Here is a 25,871-nt window from a genome sequence, read left to right on the forward strand (position 1 = left end):
CGCTCGCAACGACACGTGACAACGCTGTCAGTAATCGTCTAGGGTCTCGCCGGGACGCGAAAAGACGTCCATCTGTTTCGCATCCCGGAGGAAGCCCTTGCCCCACCGTTCGATGCCCGCCCTGCTGGCGGCGACCGCGCTGACGACCCTGGCCGCCCTCGCCTCGCCCAGCCTGGCGGCCGAACCGCTCGCCCCCATCCGCCTGAACCAGGTCGGCGTGCTGGAAAGCGCCGGCAAGCTGGCGGTGCTGCCGGACGCCTCGACCAGCCCGCTGGCCTGGACGCTGGAGAACAAGGACGGTCGCCTGGTCGCCAAGGGCCAGACCCGGGTGGTCGGCCCCGACGCGGCCTCGGGCGAGAGCCTGCACCAGATCGACTTCTCGGCCGCCCCGGCCGGCTATGGCTATCGACTGAAGGTCGGGCAGCGGACCAGCCGCCCGTTCGCGGTCGACGCCCATCCCTATGCGCGGCTCAAGCGCGACGCCCTGGCCTTCTTCTACCAGAACCGCAGCGGGATCGCGATCGAGGCGCGGTTCGGCGACGATCCGAAACTGGCCCGCCCGGCCGCCCACGCCCCCGACCGCGCCACCTGCTTCAACGGCCAGGACCAGCGCGGCCAGGTCTGGGCCGGCTGCGGTTACGAGCTCAACGCCAGCAAGGGCTGGTACGACGCCGGCGACCACGGAAAGTACGTCGTCAACGGCGGGATCGCGGTCTGGACGCTGGTGAACTATCACGAGCGGCTGTCGGCGCTGGGCCGCAAGGCCGACTTCGCCGACGGCAGCCAGCGCATTCCCGAGGCCGGCAATGGCGTCTCCGACCTGCTGGACGAAGCCCGCTGGGAGCTGGAGTTTCTGCTGCGCATGCAGGTCCCGCAGGGAACGGCCATGGACCTGCCGATCGGCAAGCAGGGTCAGGGACAGCTGGCGCTGACCCCGGTCGACGCCTCGGGCATGGCCCACCAGAAACTGACCGACGCCTACTGGACCGGCGTGCCGACCGCGCCGCACGAGGATCCGGCCCAGCGCTACCTGTTTCATCCGACCACCGGCGCGACCCTGAACCTGGCCGCCGTCGCCGCCCAGTGCGCGCGGGTCTGGAAGGACGTCGACCCGGCCTTCTCGGCCCGTTGCCTGAAGACCGCCCGCTCGGCGTTCGACGCGGCGCGACGCAATCCGGAGATCTACGCCCACAGCCAGTTCAACGGCGGCGGCGGTTATGGCGACGGCGAGTTGTCGGACGAGCTGTTCTGGGCGGCGGCCGAACTGTGGGCGACCACCGGCGAGGCGGCCTATGGCGAGGTCGTGCGCGCATCGCCCCACATGCCCGCGGCCGGCAAGCCAGCCGAGGCGCCGGGCTGGGGTTCGACCTCGACGCTGGGCGTCGTCTCGCTGGCGCTGTCGGACAAGGTTCCGGCACAGGTTCGCGACGCCGCCCGGGCTGGCCTCGAGGCCGCGGCCGATCGCTACGCCGCCGAGGGCCTGCAGGCCGGCTACCGGCTGCCGGACGCGGGAACGCGCTATGTCTGGGGTTCGAACGGCGTGGTCATGAACCGCGCCATGGTGCTGGGCCTGGCCTACGACTTCACCGGCAAGCCCGCCTACCGGCAGGCCGCCGCCGACGCCATGGACTACGTGCTGGGCCGCAACCCGCTGGACCAATCCTACGTCACCGGCTGGGGCGCGCGGCCGATGAAGCATCCGCACCACCGCTTCTGGGTCGGCAAGGGCAAGTACCCCGCCCCGCCGCCCGGGGTGATCTCGGGCGGACCAAACAACACCGCCTTCAGCGACGAGGTCGCCAAGAAGATGCAGGGCAAGTGCGCGGCCCAGACCTGCTGGACCGACAGCATCGACGCCTTCACCCAGAACGAAGTGGCCATCAACTGGAACGCCCCGTTCTTCTGGGTGGCGGCGTTCCTGGATGAAGGCAGGTAGGCGACGACCACCCTTGGCTGACATCAGATCCGTTCGCTTCAGCGAGGGTCGCCGGCAGCGGTGAATGTCCCCGCCACAAAGGCGGGAACGACGGGAGATAGAAAAGGGCTTCGCCTTCTACGCCGCCGGTTCCAGCTTGGCGCAGGCCGCCTGCTCGGCGCACGAGCAGATCCGCGCGTTGAGCAGGTGGACGCCGGCCAGGGCCAGGCCGCCCAGGCTGGTCAGGGCCGCCTCGGCCCAGTCGTTCATCGGCACGAAGGCGCCGGCCGCCATCAGCGACAGGCCCGCGACCGCCAGGGCCACCATGCCCGGGCGCTTCCAGTTCCCAGAACGCGCCAGAGCGAAGACCGAGACCGGCGCGGCCATGGCCAGGAACAGCGGGTGCAGCCACTCGGCATGCGACAGGTTCGCCGCCAGCGGCAGCAGGGCGGCCATGGCCGGCAGGGCCAGGCAGTGCACCAGGCACAGGCCCGAAAGGCCGATCGCTGCGCCGTCGAGACCACGTTGCAGGTGGTTGTGGCGGGCCATGGGGTTTCTCCGGAAACGAACGGTCGGGGCGACTTAAATGTTATTACATAACACCACGTCAAGGGCGGGCGCCGACGATTTGTCCATAGCGGCGTTATGCGCACCCCCGACTTGCACCTTCTGAACGACGCGATCGTTCAAGCCCGCGGCCGGCGCCATCGGCGAGTCTCCCCGCCACGCAACGCCCCCGGAGACCGCCATGTCGGACGCCCGTTTCACCCGCGCCAACGGCGCGCCCGTCCATGACAACGTCAACATCGAGACCGCCGGCCCGCGCGGCCCGGCCCTGCTGCAGGACATCTGGCTGCTGGAGAAGCTGGCCCACTTCGACCGCGAGGTGATCCCCGAGCGGCGGATGCACGCCAAGGGCTCGGGCGCCTACGGGACCTTCACGGTGACCGGCGACATCACCCGCTTCACCAAGGCGGCGCTGTTCTCGAAGGTCGGCAAGGAGACGCCGGTGTTCCTGCGCTTCTCGACCGTGGCCGGCGAGCGCGGGGCGGCCGACGCCGAGCGCGACATCCGCGGCTTCGCGGTGAAGTTCTACACCGAGGAGGGCAACTGGGACCTGGTGGGCAACAACACCCCGGTGTTCTTCTTCCGCGACCCGCTGCGCTTCCCCGACCTCAACCACGCGGTCAAGCGCGACCCGCGCACGGGCATGCGCAGCGCCCAGAACAACTGGGACTTCTGGACCCTGCTGCCCGAGGCCCTGCACCAGGTGACGATCGTGATGAGCGAACGCGGGCTGCCGCGCGGCTATCGCCACATGCACGGCTTCGGCAGCCACACCTTCAGCTTCATCGACGCGGCCAACGAGCGGGTGTGGGTGAAATTCCACTTCCGCAGCCAGCAGCCGATCGAGAACCTGACCGACGCCGAGGCCGAGGTGCTGGTCGGCAAGGACCGCGAGAGCAGCCAGCGCGACCTGTTCGAGGCCATCGAGCGCGGCGAGTTCCCGCGCTGGACGCTGTACGTGCAGATCATGACCGACGCGCAGGCCAAGGCCTTCCGCTTCAACCCGTTCGACCTGACCAAGGTCTGGCCCAAGGGCGAGTTCCCGCTGATCGAGGCGGGCGTGCTCGAACTGAACAGAAATCCCCAGAACGTCTTCGCCGAGGTCGAGCAGGCGGCGTTCACGCCGGCCAACATCGTGCCCGGCGTCGGCTTCTCGCCGGACAAGATGCTGCAGGCGCGCCTGTTTTCGTACGGCGACGCCCAGCGCTATCGCCTGGGGGTGAACCACGTCCACATTCCGGTGAACGCGCCCAGGTGCCCCTATCACAGCTATCACCGCGACGGGGCCATGCGGGTGGACGGCAACCTCGGCGCCACGCCGACCTACTGGCCCAACAGCCGCGGCGAGTGGATCGACCATCCGCACATGGCCGAACCGCCGCTGGCCATCGAAGGCGCGGCCGCCCACTGGGACCACCGCGTCGACGACGACCACTACCAGCAGCCGGGCGACCTGTTCCGGCTGATGGACGCGGGCCAGAGGCAGGCCCTGTTCGACAACACCGCCCGTTCGCTGGGCGGCGCCACCGTCGATATCCAGCAGCGCCACGTCGCCAATTGCACGAAGGCCGATCCGGCCTATGGCGCGGGCGTGGCCGAGGCTCTCGCGCGGCTGGCTCCGCCCCAGGTCGCGGCGGCCGAGTAGCGGCCCCGGGCAGCGACCAAGAAAAACCCCGGCGCCCTTTCGGTCGCCGGGGTCTTCAATTCCGGAATGCGGAAGGACGATCAGTCCTTGGCGCGTTCCTGATAGCTGTTGTCTTCGGTCAGGATGATCACCTTGGTGCCGACGGTGATGTACGGCGGGACGGTGGTCTTGACGCCGTTGCTGAGCACGGCCGGCTTGTACGACGACGAAGCGGTCTGGCCCTTCACCGACGGTTCGGTGTCGACGATCTCGAGGACCACGGTGCGCGGCAGTTCGATGGCGATCGGCACGTCGTTGTGCGTCGACAGCTGCACCGTCATGTTTTCCTGCAGGTAGGGCGCGGCGTCGCCGATCACGTCCTCGGTGGCCACGAGCTGGTCGTAGGTTTCCGGGTTCATGAAGTGGAAGCCTTCGCCGTCCTGGTACAGGAAGGTGTGGTTGCGCTGGTCGACGAAGGCGCGCTCGACCTGCTCGGTCGTGCGGTAGCGTTCCGACACCTTAACGCCGTCGCTGATGCGGCGCATGTTCAGCTGGGTCACCGGGGTGCCCTTGCCGGGGTGGATGTTGTCGACGGTCAGGACGACATAGAGCTTGCCTTCCATGTCGACGACGGCGCCCTTGCGGAGCGAGCTGGCGGCTACCTTCACGTGAGAGTCCTCGAAGATCGGGCGACGGCGCGTTGACCGCGCGCGCGTATATTGCAGATGAATCCGTGTGCCCCTCTATAGCGAACGGGGCTAGATCGCCAGTCCTTCCGTCGTTTCGCTTCCTATCGAGGCCCTCCGTGTCAGCCCCCTCTCCTTCTCCCTGGTGGAGCCGCGGCAAGCACCAGGACCGCCGGCCCTTCCTGCTGGCCCGCAACAGGATCACTGCGGCGGTGCGCGACTGGTTCGCACAGCGCGACTTCCTGGAGATCGACGCGGCGGCCCTGCAGGTCTCGCCGGGCAACGAGGCCCACCTGCACGCCTTCTCGACGCAAGCGATCAGCCTGTCGGGCCAGCGCGCCGAGCTGCACCTGCACACCTCGCCCGAATTCGCCTGCAAGAAGCTTTTGGCGGCCGGCGAGGAGCGGATCTTCAGCCTGGGCAAGGTATGGCGCAACCGCGAGCGCGGCCCCCTGCACCATCCGGAATTCACGATGCTGGAGTGGTACCGGGTCGGCGAGCCCTACGAGACCCTGATGGACGACTGCGCGGCCCTGACGGCCCTGGCGGCGCGGACGGCGGGGACGGAGCGGTTCAGTTTCCGGGGCCTGGAGTGCGATCCCTTCGCCGCGCCCGAGCGGCTGACGGTGGCCGACGCCTTCATGCGCCACGCCGGCGTCGACCTGCTGGCCAGCCTGGGCGAAGGCGGAGCGACCGATCGCGACGCCCTGGCGGCCTCGGCGAGCGCGGCGGGGATCCGGGTCTCGGCCGACGACACCTGGGCCGATGTCTTCAGCCGGGTGATCGTCGAGAAGGTCGAGCCCGAGCTGGGCGTCGGCCGGGCCACGGTGCTGTGCGAATACCCCACCGCCGAGGCCGCCCTGGCGCGTCCCAAGCCGAGCGACCCGCGCGTGGCCGAGCGGTTCGAGCTCTATGCCTGCGGGGTGGAGCTGGCCAACGCCTTCGGCGAACTGACCGACGCGGCCGAGCAGCGCCGCCGCTTCGTGGCCGAAATGGACGAGAAGCAGCGCGTCTATGGCGAGCGCTACCCCATCGACGAGGATTTCCTGGCGGCGCTGAAGCATATGCCGCCCGCCGCCGGCTCGGCCCTGGGCTTCGACCGGCTGGTGCTGCTGGCGACGGGCGCGCGCCGCATCGACGAGGTGCTGTGGGTGCCGGTGGCGGAGGTCTGAGGATGACGCGGGGACGTGTCATGCTCGCTCTCGCCCTGGTCGCCGTCGCCGCCCAGGCCTGCGGCCCCAACGCCCAGGATCGCCGGCGGACGGAGGCGCGCGAAGCCGTTCGCGCCGCTGGCTTCACGGACGCCCAGTTCCAGCGCGGCCAGTCTCCCACGCTGCTGAGCCTCTGCAAGGTCGGCCAGACCCGCAACCGCGGCTGGGCCTTCCACTGGCGGACCCAAGAGGCCACGGGCCTCTACTGCGCCCGCGACGACGGGCGGGCCGACAAGATCATCCTGCTCGAAGGCCCCCGCCCCGCCGATCCGGCCGGCGACGTACCGATCGAGGCGGCCTCGCCCGAGGCGCGGAGGCTGGCCCGAACCGTACGCTGAGGCCCATCCGCGCCGGCCGTACGATTTCTGCCGGCGGATTGTCGGTTCCGACCGGGCTCGCACGTCCTATGGTCCGCAAAGCAGTCGCGGAAAATGGGAGATCCGCCATGAAGATCGTCACCAGCCTGAGCTTCCAGGGCGAATGCCGCCAGGCCTTCGACTTCTACGCCGAGGTGCTGGGCGGCAAGGTCACTTCGGCCTTTCCGTTCGGCGAGGGCCCGCCCGACATGCCGGTCGATCCGAAATACAAGGACTGGCTGATGCACGCCTGGCTCGACGTCGGCGACCAGTCGCTGATGGGCGCCGACATGCCGCCCGAGTTCGCGCCCAACATCGGCAAGCCCAAGAACGGCTTCGACGTCACCTTCCACACGCAGGACGCCGCCGAGGCCAGGCGGGTGTTCGACGCGCTGTCAGAAGGCGGCAAGGTCGGCATGCCGTTCGCGGCCACCTTCTGGTCGCCCGGCTACGGCAGCCTGACCGACAAGTTCGGCATTCCGTGGATGGTCAACACCATTCCGGGCGAGGGCTGGACGCCGGGGCAGTAGCGTCACCGCAGCCAAGCTCGTCATCCCGGCCGTAGCGCGTAGTGCGAGGAGCCGGGATGACGAATTGTAGGTAGGCGGGGCTAACCCGCCTCCCGCCCCACTTCCGCCAGCAGCCAGTCGCGCACCTTGAGGATCCGCGCCAGGCGGGGCGCGTCGGCGCGCCAGACGACATGGTGGCCGGTCTCGACCTCGACCTCGCCGGCGAAGGGCCGCACCAGCCGGCCGTCGCGCAGATCGCGCTCGGACAGGCCCTGGCGCGCCAGGGCCACGCCGATCCCCTGCGCGGCCGCGTCAAGCATTACCGAGGTGTCGTCGAAGGCGATGCCGGTGATCATCTGCGGCGGCTCCAGCCCCATGCCCCGGAACCAGACGGCCCAGTGCACGCCGGTGTGGCGCAGCAGCGGCACGGTCAGGAGGTCGGCCGGACCGCTCATCGGGTGCGCCGCCAGAAAGCCCGGCGAGCAGACCGGGAACAATCGCTCGCCCAGCAGCGGGATCGACTCCAGCCCCTCCCACGGCCCGCGCCCGAAGCGCAGGGCGATATCGACGCCGTCGGAGCGCAGGTCGGCCTTGCGGTCCTCGATGCGCAGCTGCAGGTCGGGCTCGCCTGTGTCGGCGGCCAGGCGGGCCAGTCGCGTCACCAGCCAGCGGCTGGCGAAGGCGGCGGTGGCGCTGACCACCAGCGGTCCCTTCTGGGTCTGGCGGGCGCCCTCGACCCCGGCCTTGAGGATCGACAGCGCCTCGGCCACGTGTTCGGCCAGCCGCCGGGCGACGGGCGTGGGGACCATGTCGTTGCCCTCGCGCCGGAACAGGGTCGCGCCCAGCTCCTCCTCCAGCTTGCGGATCTGCTGGCTGACCGCGCCGTGGGTGACGTGCAGCTCGTCGGCCGCCCGGCTGTAGCCGCGATGGCGATAGGCCGCCTCCAGGGCGATCAGGGAACCGAAGGGCGGCAATCGCACGCGGCTGATCTCCGTTAGCTGGACTTACAACCTTGCGCAGAAGCCATCGTTCGTAAAGCTGCCCTGGATTTGAGATCGTCTCTGCGTGGCCGCCCTCCCCTGCGACCTCGCCTAACAGGAATGAGACGATGAAACTGCTGCTCGCCGGCGGCGCCCTGGCGCTCGCACTGATGGGCGCGCTCGAACGCGCGCCCTCCTCGCCCTTCCGCGCCGAGCCCTGGCCCGGCAGCGTGCCGGTGCACAGCCCGCGTTAGAACCCTCTTCTCTTCCCGTCATTCCCGCCCCAGCGTTGACGGTGATGGGCAGGGGCTGGACCGGAAACGCGCCAGCGGCTTTGCGCCGCTGGCCTCCCTCGTCGCGGGCCAGGGTGAGCAAGGCCTCAAGGTCCCCGAACAACTGCGCATGGACAGCGCCGCGACGGTCCCCAGGCGTTAGCACGATCCGGTCGATCAGGCCACGCAAAGCCTTGGCCGCCGCATCGCGATCTTCGGGCCGGTCGAGGGCTTCGGCCAGGGCATAGACCTTCCGGCGATATAGCTCGGGAACGTTGGGGTGAATGTCGGGGACGTCCCTCGGCGCTTCGGCGAGCCGGCGCTCGATGCCCTCCGCGTCGGCCTCCAAGGAGCGCAGGCGGTCCATGAGCGGCCGGCTATAGCCGCCGTCTTCAATAGCTGTCACCAGCCCGGCGATGGCCTTGCGGGCCTTCTCCAACTGTTGAAGGTCGGCCTCTCGGGTAGCCCGGCGCTGATGGTTAAGGCGGTTGGTCTCTTCGATGAATGAGCGCATGGCCTCGGCCAAAGCGTCGGGCGTCATCAGCCGATCCTTCAGGCCCGCTAGAACCCGCGCTTTCCAGCACGTCGCGGAGAACTGAGCGGGCGTTGGTGCAGCCCGTCCCCATTGTGTGACTGACGCAGGCGAACCGGTCGTTGCTGCGCTTGGCGTAGGAGCCACCGCAGACGCCACACACTAGCAGGCCCGACAGCAGGTTCTTGGGCCGGCGTACGGTCGCCATCGCCCGGCCTTCACCCTTGGCGATATTGGCCTCGTAGATGCCGACTAGGCTGTCTTGCTGGGCTCGGGCGGCCTGCCAAAGCTCGTCCGAGACGATCCGCAGATACGGCGCGCTCACATGCACCCAGTCGCTTTCCGGATTGAGGCGCGTGGTCACGCGGCCGGTGTCGGGGTTCTTGAGCTGCGCGTCTATGCGGTCCATTTCCTGGGCCTGCGGGAACGCCTGTTGCGCCTCCTTGGAAAGCTCGTGCCAGCCCGGAATATCGAAGAGCTCGCCCTCCAGATCCGCCCAGCGGCTGAGGAGGCGATTGATCCTGATGTCGGTCGCCACGAACGTTCCGCAGCGCGTCAGGAGGCTGTCTGCTGGCGGGGTGACATCCGCCACGGCCGCCACAGGCGCGAGCGCCGCTGCGCCCATCACGGAACGTCTGGTGAGGTCAGGCAGGCGCGCAAGGTCGCCGCCCGTCTTTCGACGCGAGCCCATACATGAATCTCCTCGCTATCCGCTTGGCCGTATCCGCGTGACCAACGGTCGACGATGGGCTTTACGCGTTCGAGAAATTGATACGTAAGCATACCAAAAACCTGCGGGTCATTGTCGTGCCGACGAAGGCGGATGAGATGTACTAACGTCTCGATACGCCAAGTTCGGTCGCACCATTCGGTATGTGGAATGTTCAGGGCACAGGCGATTTCATCCTCGACCCCCTGATGTCGAGTGTAGGGCTCGCCGCTTTTCCGGCAGCACGTCAGAGGCGCCGCCCGCATTGGAGCGGGTTCCTGATGCTGCTGATCCGGCGACGACTGGTTCATGCCAAGCTCAAGAGCAGTTTCGGCGCGACCGGAAGTCCGAGCGTAAAATTTTCTCGGCTGGTTCTTGAAGCCAACCGAAACCGCTCGCTACTCGGGTATGAAGCTCGCGAATTGATGGCCTACTTCTCCTAGCCAAGGCCAAGTTAGAAGTGGGTTTGCGGGTAAACGCAACTGGAGGCTGCCACTCGGCCTAGACACCAAGTCGGCGGGCAGGCAGCTTGCTCCACTAGATCGCCACCGTCAGCAATTGTTGGTTCGGGTGAATTCTCGCCCTTGTGGCGGGAACCTCTCTGTCAGCCGCAAAGGCGGTAGAGGCGGATCGCCAGCGATCCGCTTGCGTCTCACGTGGCGGCGGAACCAGGGCTTCCCGCCACAAGGGCGGGAATGACGGGAGAGAGGGGGCGAGGCAGCGCTCAATCCTCCCGCATTTGCCAACCACGCCCGTTCGGCGCATATCCCGCTGCGATCATGATCGCCGCCAAGAAGACCCTTCGCAGCGCCAGCGCCCTGGCGCAGGCCGGACTCGTTTCCGTCGACCGCCTGCCGGCGCTGGAACGCGTGGCCGCCCAGTACGCGGTGGCCATCACGCCCGACATGGCCCAGCTGATCGACGAGGCCGATCCGTTCGACCCGATCGCCCGCCAGTTCACGCCCACCGAAGCCGAGCTGACCACCCTGCCAGCCGAGTCCGAAGACCCGATCGGCGACTTCGCCCACAGCCCGGTCGAGGGGATCGTCCACCGCTATCCCGACCGCGTGCTGCTCAAGCCCACCCACACCTGCGCGGTCTATTGCCGGTTCTGCTTCCGGCGCGAGATGGTCGGTCCCGAGGGGCTCAAGACCCTGTCTCCGGACGAGCTGGACGCGGCCTTCGCCTATGTCGCCGCCCGCCCCCAGATCTGGGAGGTGATCGTCACCGGCGGCGACCCGTTCGTGCTGTCGCCGCGCCGCATCGCCGACCTGATGGACCGGCTGGAGGCGATCGAGCACGTCAAGGTCGTGCGCTTCCACACGCGTATCCCTTCCGTGGATCCGCAAGCCGTGACGCCCGAGCTGGTGGCGGCGCTGAAGCGCGGCTCCAAGGCGGTCTATGTCGCCCTGCACGCCAACCACGCCCGCGAACTGACTCCGGCCGCCCGCGCGGCCTGCGCGCGCCTGGTGGACGCGGGCGTTCCGATGATCGGCCAGACCGTGCTGCTGAAGGGCGTCAACGACGATCCCGAAAGCCTGGGCGCGCTGATGCGGGCGCTGGTCGAGACGCGGGTGAAACCCTATTACCTGCACCAGGGCGATCTGGCCCCCGGCACCAGCCACCTGCGCACCAGCGTCGAGGAAGGCCAGGCGCTGATGAAGGCCATTCGCGGCCGCTTCTCGGGCCTGTGCCAGCCGACCTACATGCTCGACATCCCCGACGGCCACGGCAAGGTTCCGATCGGTCCCAACTATCTGGACGACGGCGCGGTGGAAGACCCGCGCGGCCAGACCCACGCCTATCCCCCGAAAGTCGACTGACCTCATGGCCTGGACCCGCACCTACGACGAGGCCGAGCCTCAGCGCGTCAACAAGTGGCTGGCCCAGAGCGGGGTCTGCTCGCGCCGCGAAGCCGAGGCCCTGATCGGCCAGGGCCTGGTGACCATCGACGGCGAGGTCGTCGAGGACGCCGGCCGCAAGATCCTGCCCGGCCAGACGCTGGTGCTGAACGACGGCGCCACCCAGAAGCTGGGCGCGGCCATGACGGTGATGATCCACAAGCCCGTCGGCATCGTCTCGTCCCAGCCGGAAGGCGAGCAGATCCCGGCCGTGCGCCTGCTGACCAAGGCCGCCCAGTTCGGCCAGCCCGGCCCAGTGCCAGGCCGCGACAGCAAGCTGGCGCCGGTGGGGCGGCTGGACATGGACTCGCGCGGCCTGCTGATCCTGTCCGAGGACGGGGTGGTGGCCAAGGCGGTGATCGGCCCGGAGTCGACGCTGGAGAAGGAATACCGCGTCCGGGTTCGCGGCGAGCTGACCCGCGAGAAGATCGACTGGCTGCGCCACGGCCTCGAACTCGACGGCCGCAAGCTCAAGCGCGCCGTGGTCGACCGCCTGGGCCAGGAAACCCTGCGCTTCGTGCTGACCGAAGGCCGCAACCGCCAGATCCGCCGCATGTGCGACCTGGTGGAGCTGGACGTGATCGACCTGTTTCGCCACCGCGTCGGTCCGATCGAACTGGGCGACCTGCCCGAAGGTCGCTGGCGCCCGCTGACGCCGGCCGAGCGCGAGGCGCTGATCCGGGGGTAATTCCCTTCGTCTCGCCCCCTACCTCCCGTCATTCCCGCCCTTGTGGCGGGAACCTCTGGTTCCGCTCGCACGTGAAGCGCAAGCGGCGTGCTGAGCACGCCGCCCTTACTGCTCTTGCGGCTGACAGAGGGGTTCCCGCCACAAGGGCGGGAATGACGGGAGTTGGGAGCAAGTGCGAACCCACCGCCCAACTCCCGCCACGGCGTGTTGCAAGTTCGCCCAAAGCCGTTTCAAAGCCGCAACATCGTCGCGACGTGACGTTGTTAGCCAGTCGATCCCAATACACTGGAGATCGACATGAAAGTCGTCGTCACCGCGCTTGCCCTCGGCGCCCTCGCCCTTTCCACCCCGGTGCTGGCGCAAGGCCACGACCGCCACGACACGCCCGCCCCGCGTCACGAGCAGGCCAAGCCGAGCAAGGAAACCAAGCAACAGCGCCACGTGCGCGCCTGCAAGGCCAAGTACCGCTCCTACGACGTCAAGCGCGACGCCTACCGCGGCCAGGGCGGCCGATGGATCAAATGCCGCCTCTAGCAGTTTAGCTTGAGCATCGGGTCGCCAAGGTCGGCGACCCGACTTTTCGCGCATCGCTTACCCTCCGCCGGCGTCCCCCTGGACGACGGCGCTTCGAGCATCTTCGCCGCCCGTCCGCGCCCAGAGGCCGTCCATGACCGAACCCCGCCCGTCCCTCGCCGTTCGCAAGCCCAGCCGCCGGGCGCGGATCATCGGCGGCGCCGTCGCCCTGGCCGCTCTGGCCGGCGTCGGCGTGCTGGCCTGGACCCTGCTGAACGGCGGCGGAAGCGGCGGCGACATGGGCGGCCCCGGGGGGCCCGGGGGGCCCGGCGGCCCAGGTGGCGGCGGCGGCCGTCGCGGGCCGGCCAGCACCGTGGCGGTGGCGACGGCGGCCAAGGCCGACCTGCCGGTGGTCATCGAGGCCCTGGGCACGGTGACCCCGGCCGCGACCGTCACCGTCAAGCCGCAGGTCTCGGGCGTCATCACCCAGGTGCTGTTCCGCGAGGGCCAGATGGTCCAGGCCGGCCAGACCCTGGTGCAGATCGACCAGCGCCCCTACCAGATGGCCCTGATGGAGGCGCAGGGAAACCTGACCCGCGACGAGGCCCAACTGGCTGTCGCCCGCCTGACCCTCAAGCGCTACCAGACCCTGCTCGAGCAGGACTCGATCGCCCGCCAGGAGGTCGACACCCAGGCCGCCACCGTCAAGCAGCTGGAAGGCACGGTGATGAGCGATCGCGCCGCGGTCGGCACCGCCCGCCTGAACGTCGGCTTCTCGCGCATCACCGCTCCGGTCAGCGGCCGGGTGGGCCTGCGCGTGGTCGACGTCGGCAACTACATCGCCTCGGGCGACGCCAGCGGGGTCGCGGTGATCACCACCCTGTCGCCGATCGACGTCGAGTTCACCGTCCCGCAGGACGACGTGCCGCGCATCTCGCAGCGGGTGTTCGGCGGCGCCACCCTGCCAGTCACCGTGCTCGACCGCACCCGCGCCAACACCCTGGACCAGGGCACGTTCTCGACCCTGGACAACCTGGTCGACACCGGCACCGGCACGGTGAAGGGCAAGGCCCGCTTCCCCAACAGCGGCGGCAAGCTGTTCCCCAGCCAGTTCGTCAACGTCCGTATCCAGCTCGACACCCTCAAGGACGCCGTGGTCGTGCCGGCCACCGCCGTGCGCCAGGGCTCGGACGGCGCCTTCGTCTGGAAGCTGAAGAGCGACCAGACCGTCACCAAGACCAAGGTCAAGACCGGCCAGTCGACCACCACCCAGGTGGCCGTCATCGAGGGTCTCGCCGTCGGCGACAAGGTCATCACCGAGGGCGGCGACCGCCTGACCGAAGGCGGCAAGGTGCAGCTGCCGGGCCAGGCGGCCCAGCGCCAGGGCGGCCAGCGCGGCGAGAAGGGCCAGCGCGGCAAGCGTCCCGAAGGCGGTGAAGGCGGCGAGCGCCGTCGGCGTCCCGAGTAAGCCGGCGGACGGTCGATGAACCCCTCGCGCCCCTTCATCCAGCGGCCGGTCGCCACGGCCCTGTTCATGGCGGCCATCGTGCTGGCCGGCCTGGTCGGCTTTCGGCTGCTGCCGCTGTCGGCCCTGCCGCAGGTCGACTACCCCACTATCCAGGTCCAGACCCTCTATCCGGGTGCCAGCCCCGAGGTGATGAGCCAGACCGTCACCGCCCCGCTGGAACGCCAGCTGGGCGAGATGTCGGGCCTGGCGCGCATGAGCTCGGTCAGCACGGCCGGCGCCAGCGTCATCACCCTGCAGTTCAATCTGGGCGAGACCCTCGACGTCGCCGAGCAGGAAGTGCAGGCGGCGATGAACGCGGCCAATTCGCTGTTGCCGGCCGACCTGCCCGCCCCACCGGTCTACGCCAAGGTCAATCCGGCCGACGCCCCGGTGCTGACCCTGGCCATCACGTCGGACACCCTGCCGATGACCGAGGTGCAGAACCTGGTCAACACCCGTCTGGCCCAGAAGATCAGCCAGGTCTCGGGCGTGGGCCTGGTGTCGCTCAGCGGCGGCCAGAAGCCGGCCATCCGCATCCAGGCCGACACCCAGGCCATGGCCTCCTACGGCCTGACGCTGTCGGAACTGCAGAGCGCCATCGACAGCTCCAACGCCAACAGCGCCAAGGGCAGCTTCGACGGCCCCACCCGCACCTACACGATCAACGCCAACGACCAGCTGCTGACGGTCGACGACTATCTGAACCTGATCGTCACCTACAAGAACGAGGCCCCGATCCGCATCCGCGACGTGGCCAGCGTGGTGCAGAGCGCCGAGAACACCCGCCTGGGCGCCTGGGCCGGCAAGACCCCGGCGATCATCGTCAACGTCCAGCGCCAGCCGGGCGCCAACGTCATCAAGACCGTCGACGCCATCAAGGCCAAGCTGCCGGAGCTGCAGGCCGGCCTGCCGGCGACGCTGAAGGTCGAGGTCCTGGCCGACCGCACCACCGGCATCCGCGCCTCGGTGCACCACGTGGAGATGGAACTGGTGCTGGCCGTGGTGATGGTCGTGCTGGTGATCTTCTTCTTCCTGCACTCCATCCGCGCGACCGTGATCGCCAGCCTGGCCGTGCCGATCTCGCTGATCGGCTCGTGCGGAGTGATGTACCTGCTGGGCTACAGCCTCAACAACCTCTCCCTGATGGCCCTGACCATCGCGACGGGCTTCGTCGTCGACGACGCCATCGTGATGATCGAGAACATCATCCGCCACATGGAGAAGGGCGAAAAGCCGATGGAGGCGGCCCTGAAGGGCGCGCGCGAGATCGGCTTCACCATCATCTCGCTGACCATTTCGCTGATCGCGGTGCTGATCCCGCTGCTGTTCATGGGCGACGTGGTCGGGCGCCTGTTCCGCGAGTTCGCCGTCAGCCTGGCCATCACCATCCTGATCTCGGCCGTGGTGTCGCTGACCCTGACGCCGATGCTGTCGGCCCGCTGGCTCAAGAGCCACGAGGAAGACAAGCCCGGCCGCGTCGGCGCCAGGGCCCAGCAGGTCTTCGAACGGATCGAGGCCCGCTACGAGACGGCTCTCGCCTGGGTCATGGCCCGCCAGAAGGCCACCCTGGTCGTCGCCGTCGCCACCCTGGTGCTGACCGGCGTGCTGTACATGGTCATTCCCAAGGGCCTGTTCCCGACCCAGGACACCGGCCAGCTCCAGGCCCGCACCGAGGTCGAGCAGTCGGTGTCCTACGAGCGCATGGCCGGCCTGCAGCAGCAGGCGGCGGCGGCCATCCTCGACGATCCGGCCGTGGCCAGCGTGGCCTCGTTCATCGGCGTCGACGGCGCCAACAACAGCATGCTCCACACCGGCCAGATGCAGATCAACCTGAAGGGCGACCGCAAGGGCTCGCAGGAAAAGATCATGCAGCGGCTGCGCGAGCGCGTGGCCCAGGTGCCGGGCGTCACCCTCTACCTCCAGCCCACCCAGGACCTGACCATCGACGCCGAGAGCGGGCCGACCCAGTACCGCCTGTCGCTGGAAGGCGCTGACACCGCCACGGTCAAGGAATGGGCCGGCAAGCTGGCCGAAAGGCTGGCGACCGTGAAGGCCGTCCGCAACATCTACAGCGACGCCTCGGCCACCGGGGCCGCGGCCTATATCGACATCGACCGCGACACCGCCGCGCGGCTTTCGATCACCGCTTCCGACGTCGACGACGCCCTCTACAGCGCGTTTGGCCAGCGGATCGTCTCGACGATCTTCACCGAGACCAACCAGTACCGGGTGATCCTGGAGGCCAAGCCCGGCCTGCTGACCGATCCCGCCTCGCTGGGGAACCTGAACCTGCGCACCGGCGGCGGCTCGCCCGCGCCGCTGGCGGCCTTCTCGACCATCAAGGAACAGCAGTCGCCGCTGCAGGTGACCCACGTCGCCCAGTTCCCGGCCACCACCCTGGGCTTCGACACCGCGCCGGGCGTCTCGCTGGGCCACGCCGTCGACGAGATCCGCGCGGCGATGAAGGACATCGGCATGCCCTCGTCGGTGACCCACACCTTCCTGGGCGCGGCCGGCGCCTACGAGAACTCGCTGAGCAACCAGCTGTGGCTGATCCTGGCGGCCGTGGTCTGCGTCTACATCGTGCTGGGCGTGCTCTACGAGAGCTACATCCACCCGCTGACCATCCTGTCGACCCTGCCCTCGGCCGGCGTCGGGGCCCTGCTGGCGCTGTGGCTGACCGGTCACGACCTCGGCGTGATCGGGATCATCGGCATCATCCTGCTGATCGGCATCGTCAAGAAGAACGCGATCATGATGATCGACTTCGCCATCGAGGCCGAGCGCAACGAGGGCAAGTCGCCGGAGGAGGCGATCTTCCAGGCCGCCATCCTGCGCTTCCGGCCGATCCTGATGACCACGCTGGCGGCCCTGTTCGCCGCCGTGCCGCTGATGCTGGGCTTCGGCGAGGGCGCGGAGCTGCGCCGGCCGCTGGGCATCGCCATCTTCGGCGGCCTGCTGGTCAGCCAGCTTCTGACCATGTTCACCACGCCCGTGGTCTACCTGGCCTTCGACCGCATCGCGCCGTCGGGCAGGAAGCGCCGCGACGATGGCGTTGACGAGGATCGCGTCGACCAGCCGCTGCCGGGCTTGCCGTCATGAACCTGTCGGCGCCCTTCATCCGCCGGCCGGTGGCGACGGTCCTGCTGACCATCGGCCTCGCTTTGGCCGGCATCTTCGCCTTCTTCGTGCTGCCGGTCTCGCCCCTGCCGCAGGTGGACTATCCGACCATCTCGGTGTCAGCCAGCCTGTCGGGTGCCAGCCCCGAGACCATGGCCTCCAGCGTCGCCACGCCGCTGGAGCGGCGGCTGGGCGTGATCTCGGGCGTCAACGAGATGACCTCGCAGAGCTCGTCGGGCTCGACCCGGGTGACCCTGCAGTTCGACCTCAACCGCAAGATCGACGGCGCCGCCCGCGAAGTGCAGGCCGCCATCAACGCCTCGCGCGCCGACCTGCCCGCGACGCTGCGCAGCAACCCCACCTACCGCAAGATGAACCCGTCGGACTCGCCGGTGATCATCCTGGCCCTGACCTCGGACACCAAGACCCCCGGCCAGATCTACGACGCGGTGTCCAACATCGTCTCGCAGCGCGTCTCTCAGGTGCAGGGCGTGGGCGACGTCGAGATCGGCGGCGGCTCGCTGCCGGCCGTGCGGATCTCGGTCAATCCGTTCCTGCTCAACAAGTACGGCGTCAGCCTGGAAGACGTGCGCGCGGCGATCCAATCGGCCAACGCCAACCGCCCCAAGGGCGCGGTCGAGGGCGACGGCAAGCGCTTCCAGATCTACACCTCCAGCAGCGGCCGCAAGGCGGCCGACTACGCCGGCCTGCTGGTCGCCTGGCGCGGCGAGGCGGGCGTCAAGCTGTCGGACGTGGCCAGCGTCACCGACAGCGTCGCCGACACCCGCACCATCGGCCTGTTCAACGGCAAGCCGGCGATCATCGTGCTGATCACCCGCCAGCCCGGCGCCAACATCATCCAGACCGTCGACAGCGTGCGCGCCGCCCTGCCCGAACTGCGCGAGCATCTGCCCAGCGACATCAACGTGCAGGTGGCCAGCGACAGCACCAACTCGATCCGCGCCTCGCTGCACGAGATCGAGGTCACCCTGCTGATCTCGATCGTGCTGGTGGTGCTGGTGGTCAGCGCCTTCCTGCGCAGCGGCCGGGCGACCTTCATCCCGGCCGCGGCGACCATCGTCTCGCTGCTGGGCACCTTTGGCGTCATGTACCTGCTGGGCTTCTCGCTCAACAACCTCAGCCTCATGGCCATCACCGTGGCCACGGGGTTCGTCGTCGACGACGCCATCGTCGTGCTCGAGAACACCCAGCGCCACATCGAGGCGGGCATGGAGCGCTTCAAGGCCGCCACCCTGGGCGCGCGCGAGGTCGGCTTCACCGTGCTGTCGATCAGCGTCTCGCTGGTGGCCGTGTTCATCCCGCTGCTGTTCATGGGCGGCCAGGTCGGCCGGCTGTTCCGCGAGTTCGCCGTCACCCTGTCGGCGGCGGTGCTGATCTCGCTGGTCATCAGCCTGACGACCACGCCGATGATGTGCGCCTACCTGCTCAAGCCCCGCCCCGAGGGCCACAAGGAGGGCCGCATCGCCCGCTTCTTCGAGTGGATGTTCGACAGGATCCAGGCTGTCTACGCCCGCTCGCTGGACTGGGCGCTTCACGCCAAGCCGCTGGTCATGCTGCTGCTGGTCGCCGTCATCGGCATGACCGTCTGGCTGTACGTCGCCGTGCCCAAGGGCTTCTTCCCCCAGCAGGACAACGGCCAGCTGATGGCCGGCATCCGCGCCGACCAGAGCGTCTCGTTCCAGACCATGGAGCAGAAGCTGCGGGCCGTGGTCGAGATCATCCGCAAGGACCCGGCGGTCGACACCGTGGTCGGCTTCACCGGCGGCGCCCGCGCCGGCGGCGGCTTCATGTTCGTCAATCTCAAGCCCGCCAGCGAGCGCAAGGAGAAGGGCAGCGCCGTCATCGCCCGCCTGCGGCCGCAGCTGCAGAAGGTGACCGGCGTCTCGATCTTCCTCAACCCGGTGCAGGACCTGCGCATGGGCGGCCGGTCGAGCAACTCGACCTACCAGTACACCCTGACCAGCGACTCCAGCGACGCCCTGAAGGAATGGGCCCCGAAGCTGGCCGAGGCGATGAAGGAACATTCCGACGTCATGACCGACGTCGACAGCGACCAGTCGGAAAACGGCGTAGAGACCTTCGTCACCATCGACCGCGACAGCGCCTCGCGCATGGGCGTCACGCCCCGGGCCGTGGACAACGCGCTCTACAACGCCTTCGGCCAGCGCCAGGTCGCGATGATCTACGAGGACATCAACCAGTACTCGGTGATCATGGAGTGGCAGCAGCAGTTCGCCCAAGGCCCCGAGGCGCTGAACGACGTCTACGTGCCGACCACGTCGAGCAGTTCGACCACCACCTCCAGCACCAGCGGGGCGGCGGTGAACCCCTCGCTGCGCGACGCCTCGACCGGCTCGGCCCTGAACACCACGGCCACGCCGATGACGCCGCTGACCGCCATCGCCAGCGTCTCCCAGAGCGCCACCCCCACCTCGGTCAACCACCAGAACGGCGAGCTGGCCACGACCGTGTCGTTCAACCTGCCCGAGGGCGTTTCGCTGTCGCAGGCCCAGGCGGCCATCACCCAGGCCGAGGCCGACATCGGCCTGCCCACCAGCGTGCGCGGCAGCTTCCAGGGCAGCGCCCGCAGCTACAACGAGCAGATGAAGCAGCAGCCGTTCCTGATCGCGGCGGCCATCATCGCGATCTACATCGTGCTGGGCATCCTCTACGAGAGCTACGTCCACCCGGTGACGGTGCTGTCGACCCTGCCGGCCGCCGGCGTCGGGGCGGTGCTGGCGCTGCTGATCTTCAAGATGGAGTTCTCGATCATCGCCCTGATCGGGGTGTTCCTGCTGCTGGGCATCGTCAAGAAGAACGCCATCCTGATCATCGACTTCGCCCTGGAGGCCCAGCGCGGCCGGGGCCTGTCGGCGGTCGAGGCCGTGCGCGAGGCCAGCCTCCTGCGCTTCCGCCCGATCCTGATGACCACCCTGGCCGCGGCCCTGGGCGCCCTGCCCCTGGCCATCGGCTTCGGCGAAGGCGCCGAGCTGCGCCGGCCGCTGGGGATCACCATCATCGGCGGCCTGATCGCCAGCCAGCTGCTGACCCTCATCACCACCCCCGTGGTCTACGTCTATCTCGACCGCCTGCGCGGCAAGCGGCGCGACGAGCGCGACCTGACCCACATGCCCTCCGCCCCGGAACTCGCCCGATGACCGTCCGCCTGCTGACCGCCCTCCCCCTCGTCGCTCTCGTCGCCGCCTGCTCGACGACGCCGGCCTACGAGACCCCCAAGCTGGCCTCGCCCGCCCCCTCGACCTGGAAGGCGATGGACGGCTGGAAGGCCGCCGCGCCGTCCGACCACCTGGATCGCGGCGACTGGTGGACCCTGCTGGGGGATCCCCAGCTGAACGCCCTGGCCGAGCGGGTGAAGGTGGACAACCAGACCATCGCCGCCGCCGAGGCCGCCTATCGCCAAGCCCGGGCTCTGGTGAAGGAGCAGCGCGCCTCGCTGTTCCCCAGCATCGACCTGTCGGCCTCGGGCACGCGCTCGGGCGGCGGCGGGACCAGCAGCGCGCCGGGCGCGGGGGGGCCACCAGCTCGGGCGACACCAAGCGCTACTCGGCCAGCATCGGCGCCAGCTGGGAGCCCGACGTCTGGGGCCGCATCCGCGCCTCGATCGGCAATGCGAACGCCAGCGCCCAGGCCAGCGCCGCCGACCTGGCCGCCGCCCAGCTGTCGGCCCAGGGCGAACTGGCGACGAACTATCTGGGGCTGCGCCAGGCCGACATCGAGATCGCCCTCGTCCAGGCCACGGTGGACGGCTACCAGCGCGCCCTGAAGATCACCCAGAACCGCTACGACGCCGGGATCGCCCCGCGCTCGGACGTGCTGCAGGCCCAGACCGCCCTGGCCAACGCCCAGTCCAGCCTGGAGGGCCTGACCCAGACCCGGGCCGCCTACGAGAACGCCATCGCCGTGCTGGTCGGCCAGCCGGCCAGCGGCTTCACGATCGCCGCCGATCCCGCCTGGACCGCCGCCGTGCCGGACATCCCCGTCGGCCTGCCCTCGGCCCTGCTGGAGCGCCGTCCGGACGTGGCCGCCGCCGAGCGCCGCGTGGCCGCCGCCAACGCCCAGATCGGCGTCGCCCGCGCCGCCTACTTCCCGACCTTCACGCTCAGCGGCTCGGGCAGTTCGACCGCCAGCGTGCTGGGCGACCTGTTCTCGGCCTCGGCCAACACCTGGTCGCTAGGTCTGTCGGCGGCCCAGACCCTGTTCGACGCCGGCGCCCGCAAGGCCCAGGTCGCCCAGTCCCGCGCCGCCTACGACGCCGCTGCGGCCAACTATCGCCAGACGGCGCTCACCGCCTTCCAGGACGTCGAGAACCAGCTGACGGCGGTGCGGGTGCTCGAGCGCCAGTACGCCCTGCTGGAGACCGCCTCCAGGGCCGCCGACCAGACCGAGCAAATGCTGCTGAACCAGTATCGCGCCGGCCAGGTGGCCTATACCGACGTCGTCACCGCCCAAGCCTCGGCTCTCTCGGCCCGCCGCGACCTGGCGGCCGCCCGCGTCTCGCGCCAGACGGCCGCCGTGGCCCTGGTGCAGGCGATCGGCGGCGGCTGGACGGGGCTGTAAGGCCGCGCGTCCTTCGAGGCCCGCTACGCGGGCGCCTCAGGATGAGGAATTCGGAGCTGTGACGTCCTCATCCTGAGGTGCGACCCGAAAGGGGAGCCTCGAAGGACGCACAGCGCCCCTCTCCGCCTCGCGCATCTGTTCTGGGGGCAGAGGGTCGAGGGAGGACCGGCGATATCGCGACGCGTCCCGCGCGAAACACGCAGGCAACACCAGCCCGCATGATCGCCGACGAGGAGTAGCCCCATGACCCGCACCGAAGACGACGTCCGCGAAGCCGCCGCCTGGTTGGAGCGCCTGCGCTCCCCGCAGGCCGGCGACGGCGATCGCGAGGAGTTCGAGACCTGGGTGGCTCATCCGCGCCGCCGCGACGCCTTCGAGGCGGTGGCGGCCGTCGACGCCGAGATCGCCAGCTGGGACCCGCCCTCGCCTTCGGCATGGCCTATCCTCGGCGCCCTGGCCCTAGGCGCGGGCGGCCTGGTCGCCGTCGCCGGCATGCTGATCCACTAGCCCCCGAAACGCGAAAAGGGCGCCGGTCCGCCAAGACCGGCGCCCTTCCTCGCCGCCGCCGGGGCTGACTGGGCGGCGAGCGCCGGGCGCGCAAAGGGGGAGAAGCGCGCCCGGGTAGTTCAGGCCTCGACTAGAAGCGCTTGCGGATGCCCACGTAGTAGGAGCGGCCGAGAACGTCGTAGTTCTGCGGGTCGTAGTTGCCCTCGGTGTCGCCCACCTGCGGCGGGGCCTTGTCCAGCAGGTTGTTGACGCCGAAACGCAGGGCGGTGTCCCAGGGCAGCTCGACGCGGCCGTTGAGGTCGAAGGCGTTGTAGGCCTTCACGCCGCGCGAGGTGCTGGTCGGGGTGACGACCTTGGCCGAGTTCTCCATGGCCTCGATCCAGCGCCAGCGCAGGCCCAGGCTCGCCGGACCCCAGGTGTAGGTGCCCGAGGTGACCGACTTCCACTTCGGGTGGGCCGTGCCGGCGGTGCTTTCCACGCCCGTGCCGATCGTGCCGACATAGTCGTAGACCGGCGCGTTCGGCAGGTTCTGGATCTTGAACTTGTCGGTGTAGCCCAGGGCCACGTTCAGGGCGAACGAGCCCGGGATCATGTCCAGGGCGCTGTCGGCGAAGTCGAAGCTCCAGTCGACCTGCACGTCGACGCCGGTGGTCTGGAACTGGCCCAGGTTCAGCAGCGGCTGGACGGGATTGGTCGGCACGCCGCTGGCCGAATTGCGGGTCAGCAGCGAGCAGTAGTAGTTGCCGGGATCGTAGGTCGGGTTTGAGCCGCCCGAGTTGAAGCAGAACTGGAAGGCGTTGACGATCGACAGGCTGCCGATCGCGTCCTTCACCTTGATGTCGTACCAGTCGATCGAGGCCGTCAGGCGGCTGAGCAGCGGGGTCTGGAACGGCGAGCGCAGGACGGCGCCGAACGAGTAGGTGTCGGCGGTTTCTTCCTGCAGGTCCGGGTTGCCGCCGGTGAGGGCGAAGACCTGGGCCGTGCCCAGCTGGTAGCTGTCGATGATCGCGGTCGGCACGCCCTGCGCCAGGCAGAGGCTGCGAACGGCCGCGGCGTTGGCGCCCGTGCGCCAGGACGAACGCACGTCGCAGGGATCGCCGTTGGTGGTGGTCGACGAGGCCGTGCCGATGGCCACCGAACCGGTCGAGACCGGCGCGTAGAGCTCGCCGACGCTCGGGGCGCGGATGGCGCGGTTGTAGCCGCCGCGCAGGCGCACGGGCTCGACGATCTTCCAGTCGAAGTCGGCCTTGTAGGTCTGCACCCCGCCCACCGAGCTGTAGTCGGAATAGCGGTAGCCGAGGTCGAGGTTGAACTCCTGCACGAAGGGCAGATCCTTGACGATCGGCACCAGCAGTTCGCCGTAGACCTCGTAGGTGTCGACCGAGCCGGAGGCGTCGCGCAGCACGCTGTAGCCCAGGATGTCGCTGGTGCCGTCGGGCTGGTTCAGCTGGCTGTCGGGGGTGAAGGTGTACTCGTTGGAACGGTAGTCCGTACCGGCGGCGAACTTCACCGTGCCGGCCGGCAGGTCGAACAGCGAGCCGGAGACGTTCACCTCGACCATGCGCTGCTCGAGGGTGTTCTGGTTCAGCGTGCGGCGCGACATGTAGCGCACGCACTCGGCCGACGGCGTCAGGTTGCCGAAGGGATTCCAGCCGCCGGCGCAGTATTCCGTGCCGCCCGTCGGGCTGTTGAGCAGGCGCGAGATGGCGCTGGCGCTGGCGCCGCCGGTCTGCTCGTTGTCGAACTTGGCGCGGCTGAACGAGACGTAGCCGTCCCAGGTCCAGTCCTTGAAGCCGGTCTCGCCCGACAGGCCGTTGGTGAACTGGAAGACGTCGTAGCTGTATTTCTGGACGCGCGGGCCGAGGATATCGAGCGCCTTGTAGAAGGTGAAGGCCGCGTTCGGGGTTGGGCGCGAGGCCAGGATCGGACGGAAGTCGGTCGGCACGAACGGGTTGGTGACCGGCACGGTCAGGCCGTAGACGTTCGAGGCCAGGGTCGGGTTCGACACGCCCACCGAGACGTAGTCGGTGAAGGTGAACTGCGAGAAGAACTTCAGATTGTCGGTCAGGTCGTAGTCGACCTTGGCGAACACGGCGTAGCGGTCGAGGTCGGCCTGCATCGAGCTGCCGTTGTAGCCGAAGTTGACCTGCTGCGAGGTGCCGGCGGCGTTGGCGTTGACGATGTAGGCGTTGTCGGTCTGCGGGTCGCGGAAGTTCAGGACCGGCACGCCAGAGGTCGAGAACAGGGTCTGGTCGGTGTTGAAGCCGATCTGGCCGGTGTAGCGGCCGGCGGTGTTGCCGGTCAGGGCGGCGGTGCCATAGCTGCCCTGGAACAGGCTGTTGATCGAGGCCAGGGTCGGCAGGTTGGCGCCGAACAGCACCGTGCCCTGCGGGATGGTCGACAGGCCGGGCGCCGAGGTGCGGAAGATGTAGTAGTCGCGGGCGCTCTGCAGGGCGCGGTCACGGTTGGTGTAGTCGAACGACAGCACCGCCCGGCCCTTGCCCTCGGCGAAGTCCGAGCCGCCGGTGACCGAGAAGCGGAACGACTCCGCGTCGCCCTTCTCGGAGATGCCGTACTGGGCGTCGGCGGTCAGGCCGTTGAAGCTGCGCTTGAGCTTGAAGTTGACGACGCCGGCGGTGGCGTCCGAGCCGTAGGCGGTCGAGGCGCCGCCGGTGATGACCTCGACGTTCTCGATCAGCGCCTCGGGGATGATGTTGAGGTCGACCGAACCATCGGGGTTGGAGGGCTGCAGGCGGCGGCCGTCGAGCAGGATCAGGGTGCGCTTGGCGCCCAGGCCCCGAAGGCTGGCGTAGGACTGCCCGCCGTTGAGGCCCGTGCTGGTCGAGCCGGTGTTGCCCTGACCGAACGAGCCGGTGAACTGCGGCATCTGCGACAGGGCCTTCTCCACCGTCACCTGGCCGGTGGCCTCGATGGCGGCGGCGCCGACGGTCTGGATCGGGCTGTTGGCCACATAGTCCTGGCGGGCGATGCGCGAGCCGGTGACGACCACGGCCTCGACGGCCTGGGGCTCTTCGGGAGCGGCGGCCTCCTGGGCGTGGGCGACGCCGAGCATCAGCGCGCCATACGCGCAGCCGCCGGCCATCATCCGCTTCAAGGTCCTCGATCGCATGCTTGCATCCCCTTTGGATTGGGTCGCGCCCCTCGCGCTTCCGATCCTCAAGACGCAGCCTGTTTCCGAACCCACACCTTCCCGACAACTTTTTGCCGCAGAGCCAAGTCACGGATTGGTAAGGGGAAAAATTTTTGCTTTCGGACGTGAGGAAACGCCGACGGCCTGCGTCTTGATAGATGCGGGCCGCTCATGTCGGCCTCTTGAACAGAGCTACGGGACCGCCATGCCGGACGTGATCCAGATCCCCGCCGAACATTTCGAGCGATTGAAGAGCCGCCTGCCCGCCATCACCCGCGAGCACCTCAACAACGTCTACGGCATCAGCGAGACGACCTGGACCAAGCTGCGCCGGGGCGAGCCGATCAAGCGCGTCACCTGGGAGCGGCTGCTGAGCCGCTACGAGCGCCTGCAGAAGGCCGCAGCGTCCTGATCTTCGCGCTCTAGCGCTTCCGACACCGACGGGCCGGCCCTACCGCGCCCGCTGCCTGCCCCTTTCCCAAAATTCACGCGCTTCACGGACGTCCCGGCGACGCCCGGCGCGT

21 protein-coding genes are annotated in these 25,871 nt (G+C 69.0%); 16 read left to right on the top strand and 5 right to left on the bottom strand.

What is annotated here, in order from left to right:
- Positions 1–97 precede the first annotated feature (97 nt).
- On the top strand, positions 98–1,936 hold the full coding sequence (locus C1707_RS25165; protein ID WP_240633823.1) for a glycoside hydrolase family 9 protein: 1,839 nt from the start codon (positions 98–100) through the stop codon (positions 1,934–1,936).
- Positions 1,937–2,053: 117 nt separating this feature from the next.
- Here C1707_RS25165 and C1707_RS25170 read toward each other — a convergent pair whose 3' ends face one another.
- Positions 2,054–2,464, bottom strand: coding sequence for a MerC domain-containing protein (locus tag C1707_RS25170; RefSeq protein WP_101713451.1), 411 nt, complete (start codon positions 2,462–2,464; stop codon positions 2,054–2,056).
- A 199-nt stretch (positions 2,465–2,663) separates the two neighbouring features.
- On the opposite strand from C1707_RS25170, the gene C1707_RS25175 reads away from it, so the two are divergent.
- On the top strand, positions 2,664–4,127 hold the full coding sequence (locus C1707_RS25175) for a catalase (protein ID WP_101713452.1): 1,464 nt from the start codon (positions 2,664–2,666) through the stop codon (positions 4,125–4,127).
- A gap of 80 nt (positions 4,128–4,207) precedes the next feature.
- Here the strand turns inward: C1707_RS25175 and efp are convergent, their stop codons facing one another.
- Complete coding sequence (efp, locus tag C1707_RS25180; RefSeq protein ID WP_101713453.1) at positions 4,208–4,774, bottom strand: elongation factor P; 567 nt, start codon at positions 4,772–4,774, stop codon at positions 4,208–4,210.
- Between the two features lie 137 nt (positions 4,775–4,911).
- Between efp and epmA the strand changes: the two genes are divergently transcribed.
- The 3 genes from epmA to C1707_RS25195 all read left to right on the top strand — a co-directional run bounded on the left by epmA (position 4,912) and on the right by C1707_RS25195 (position 6,889).
- Positions 4,912–5,964, top strand: coding sequence for an EF-P lysine aminoacylase EpmA (gene epmA, locus C1707_RS25185; protein WP_420808213.1), 1,053 nt, complete (start codon positions 4,912–4,914; stop codon positions 5,962–5,964).
- 20 nt (positions 5,965–5,984) lie between these two features.
- A complete protein-coding gene (locus tag C1707_RS25190) occupies positions 5,985–6,341 on the top strand; it encodes a hypothetical protein (protein WP_101713454.1) in 357 nt (118 codons plus the stop codon).
- A 107-nt stretch (positions 6,342–6,448) separates the two neighbouring features.
- Complete coding sequence (locus C1707_RS25195) at positions 6,449–6,889, top strand: VOC family protein (protein ID WP_101713455.1); 441 nt, start codon at positions 6,449–6,451, stop codon at positions 6,887–6,889.
- An 80-nt stretch (positions 6,890–6,969) separates the two neighbouring features.
- On the opposite strand, the gene C1707_RS25200 is transcribed toward C1707_RS25195, so the two are convergent.
- Positions 6,970–7,848: a LysR substrate-binding domain-containing protein gene (locus C1707_RS25200; RefSeq protein ID WP_101713456.1), complete on the bottom strand. Its 879-nt coding sequence runs from the start codon at positions 7,846–7,848 to the stop codon at positions 6,970–6,972.
- Positions 7,849–7,976: 128 nt separating this feature from the next.
- Between C1707_RS25200 and C1707_RS27035 the strand changes: the two genes are divergently transcribed.
- On the top strand, positions 7,977–8,102 hold the full coding sequence (locus C1707_RS27035; protein WP_276310647.1) for a hypothetical protein: 126 nt from the start codon (positions 7,977–7,979) through the stop codon (positions 8,100–8,102).
- A 497-nt stretch (positions 8,103–8,599) separates the two neighbouring features.
- Here the strand turns inward: C1707_RS27035 and C1707_RS25205 are convergent, their stop codons facing one another.
- Positions 8,600–9,343, bottom strand: a complete 744-nt coding sequence (locus C1707_RS25205; protein ID WP_101713457.1) for a recombinase zinc beta ribbon domain-containing protein — start codon at positions 9,341–9,343, stop codon at positions 8,600–8,602.
- Positions 9,344–9,642: 299 nt separating this feature from the next.
- Here C1707_RS25205 and C1707_RS26395 point away from each other — a divergent pair, with 299 nt between their 5' ends.
- The 9 genes from C1707_RS26395 (at position 9,643) to C1707_RS25245 (ending at position 22,196) form a co-directional block, all read left to right on the top strand.
- Positions 9,643–9,804, top strand: a complete 162-nt coding sequence (locus C1707_RS26395; RefSeq protein ID WP_164467460.1) for a hypothetical protein — start codon at positions 9,643–9,645, stop codon at positions 9,802–9,804.
- A gap of 336 nt (positions 9,805–10,140) precedes the next feature.
- Positions 10,141–11,184: a lysine-2,3-aminomutase-like protein gene (locus C1707_RS25210; RefSeq protein WP_420808214.1), complete on the top strand. Its 1,044-nt coding sequence runs from the start codon at positions 10,141–10,143 to the stop codon at positions 11,182–11,184.
- Between the two features lie 4 nt (positions 11,185–11,188).
- The gene (locus tag C1707_RS25215; RefSeq protein ID WP_101713458.1) at positions 11,189–11,950 is read left to right on the top strand and encodes a pseudouridine synthase; all 762 of its coding nucleotides are present in this window, start codon (positions 11,189–11,191) and stop codon (positions 11,948–11,950) included.
- Between the two features lie 297 nt (positions 11,951–12,247).
- The gene (locus C1707_RS25220; protein WP_101713459.1) at positions 12,248–12,484 is read left to right on the top strand and encodes a BA14K family protein; all 237 of its coding nucleotides are present in this window, start codon (positions 12,248–12,250) and stop codon (positions 12,482–12,484) included.
- 133 nt (positions 12,485–12,617) lie between these two features.
- On the top strand, positions 12,618–13,931 hold the full coding sequence (locus C1707_RS25225) for an efflux RND transporter periplasmic adaptor subunit (protein ID WP_101713460.1): 1,314 nt from the start codon (positions 12,618–12,620) through the stop codon (positions 13,929–13,931).
- Between the two features lie 15 nt (positions 13,932–13,946).
- Positions 13,947–17,072, top strand: coding sequence for a multidrug efflux RND transporter permease subunit (locus C1707_RS25230; protein ID WP_101713461.1), 3,126 nt, complete (start codon positions 13,947–13,949; stop codon positions 17,070–17,072).
- On the top strand, positions 17,069–20,269 hold the full coding sequence (locus C1707_RS25235) for an efflux RND transporter permease subunit (RefSeq protein ID WP_101713462.1): 3,201 nt from the start codon (positions 17,069–17,071) through the stop codon (positions 20,267–20,269). Before C1707_RS25230 ends, C1707_RS25235 begins: the two co-directional genes overlap by 4 nt.
- Positions 20,270–20,435: 166 nt before the next feature.
- On the top strand, positions 20,436–21,689 hold the full coding sequence (locus tag C1707_RS25240) for an efflux transporter outer membrane subunit (protein WP_338032072.1): 1,254 nt from the start codon (positions 20,436–20,438) through the stop codon (positions 21,687–21,689).
- A gap of 243 nt (positions 21,690–21,932) precedes the next feature.
- Complete coding sequence (locus tag C1707_RS25245) at positions 21,933–22,196, top strand: FecR/PupR family sigma factor regulator (protein ID WP_101713464.1); 264 nt, start codon at positions 21,933–21,935, stop codon at positions 22,194–22,196.
- 130 nt (positions 22,197–22,326) lie between these two features.
- On the opposite strand, the gene C1707_RS25250 is transcribed toward C1707_RS25245, so the two are convergent.
- The gene (locus C1707_RS25250) at positions 22,327–25,326 is read right to left on the bottom strand and encodes a TonB-dependent receptor domain-containing protein (RefSeq protein WP_101713465.1); all 3,000 of its coding nucleotides are present in this window, start codon (positions 25,324–25,326) and stop codon (positions 22,327–22,329) included.
- Positions 25,327–25,552: 226 nt separating this feature from the next.
- Here C1707_RS25250 and C1707_RS25255 point away from each other — a divergent pair, with 226 nt between their 5' ends.
- Complete coding sequence (locus C1707_RS25255; protein WP_058346819.1) at positions 25,553–25,759, top strand: hypothetical protein; 207 nt, start codon at positions 25,553–25,555, stop codon at positions 25,757–25,759.
- Positions 25,760–25,871: the final 112 nt, after the last annotated feature.

Source organism: Caulobacter flavus (assembly GCF_003722335.1).
GTDB lineage: Bacteria > Pseudomonadota > Alphaproteobacteria > Caulobacterales > Caulobacteraceae > Caulobacter > Caulobacter flavus.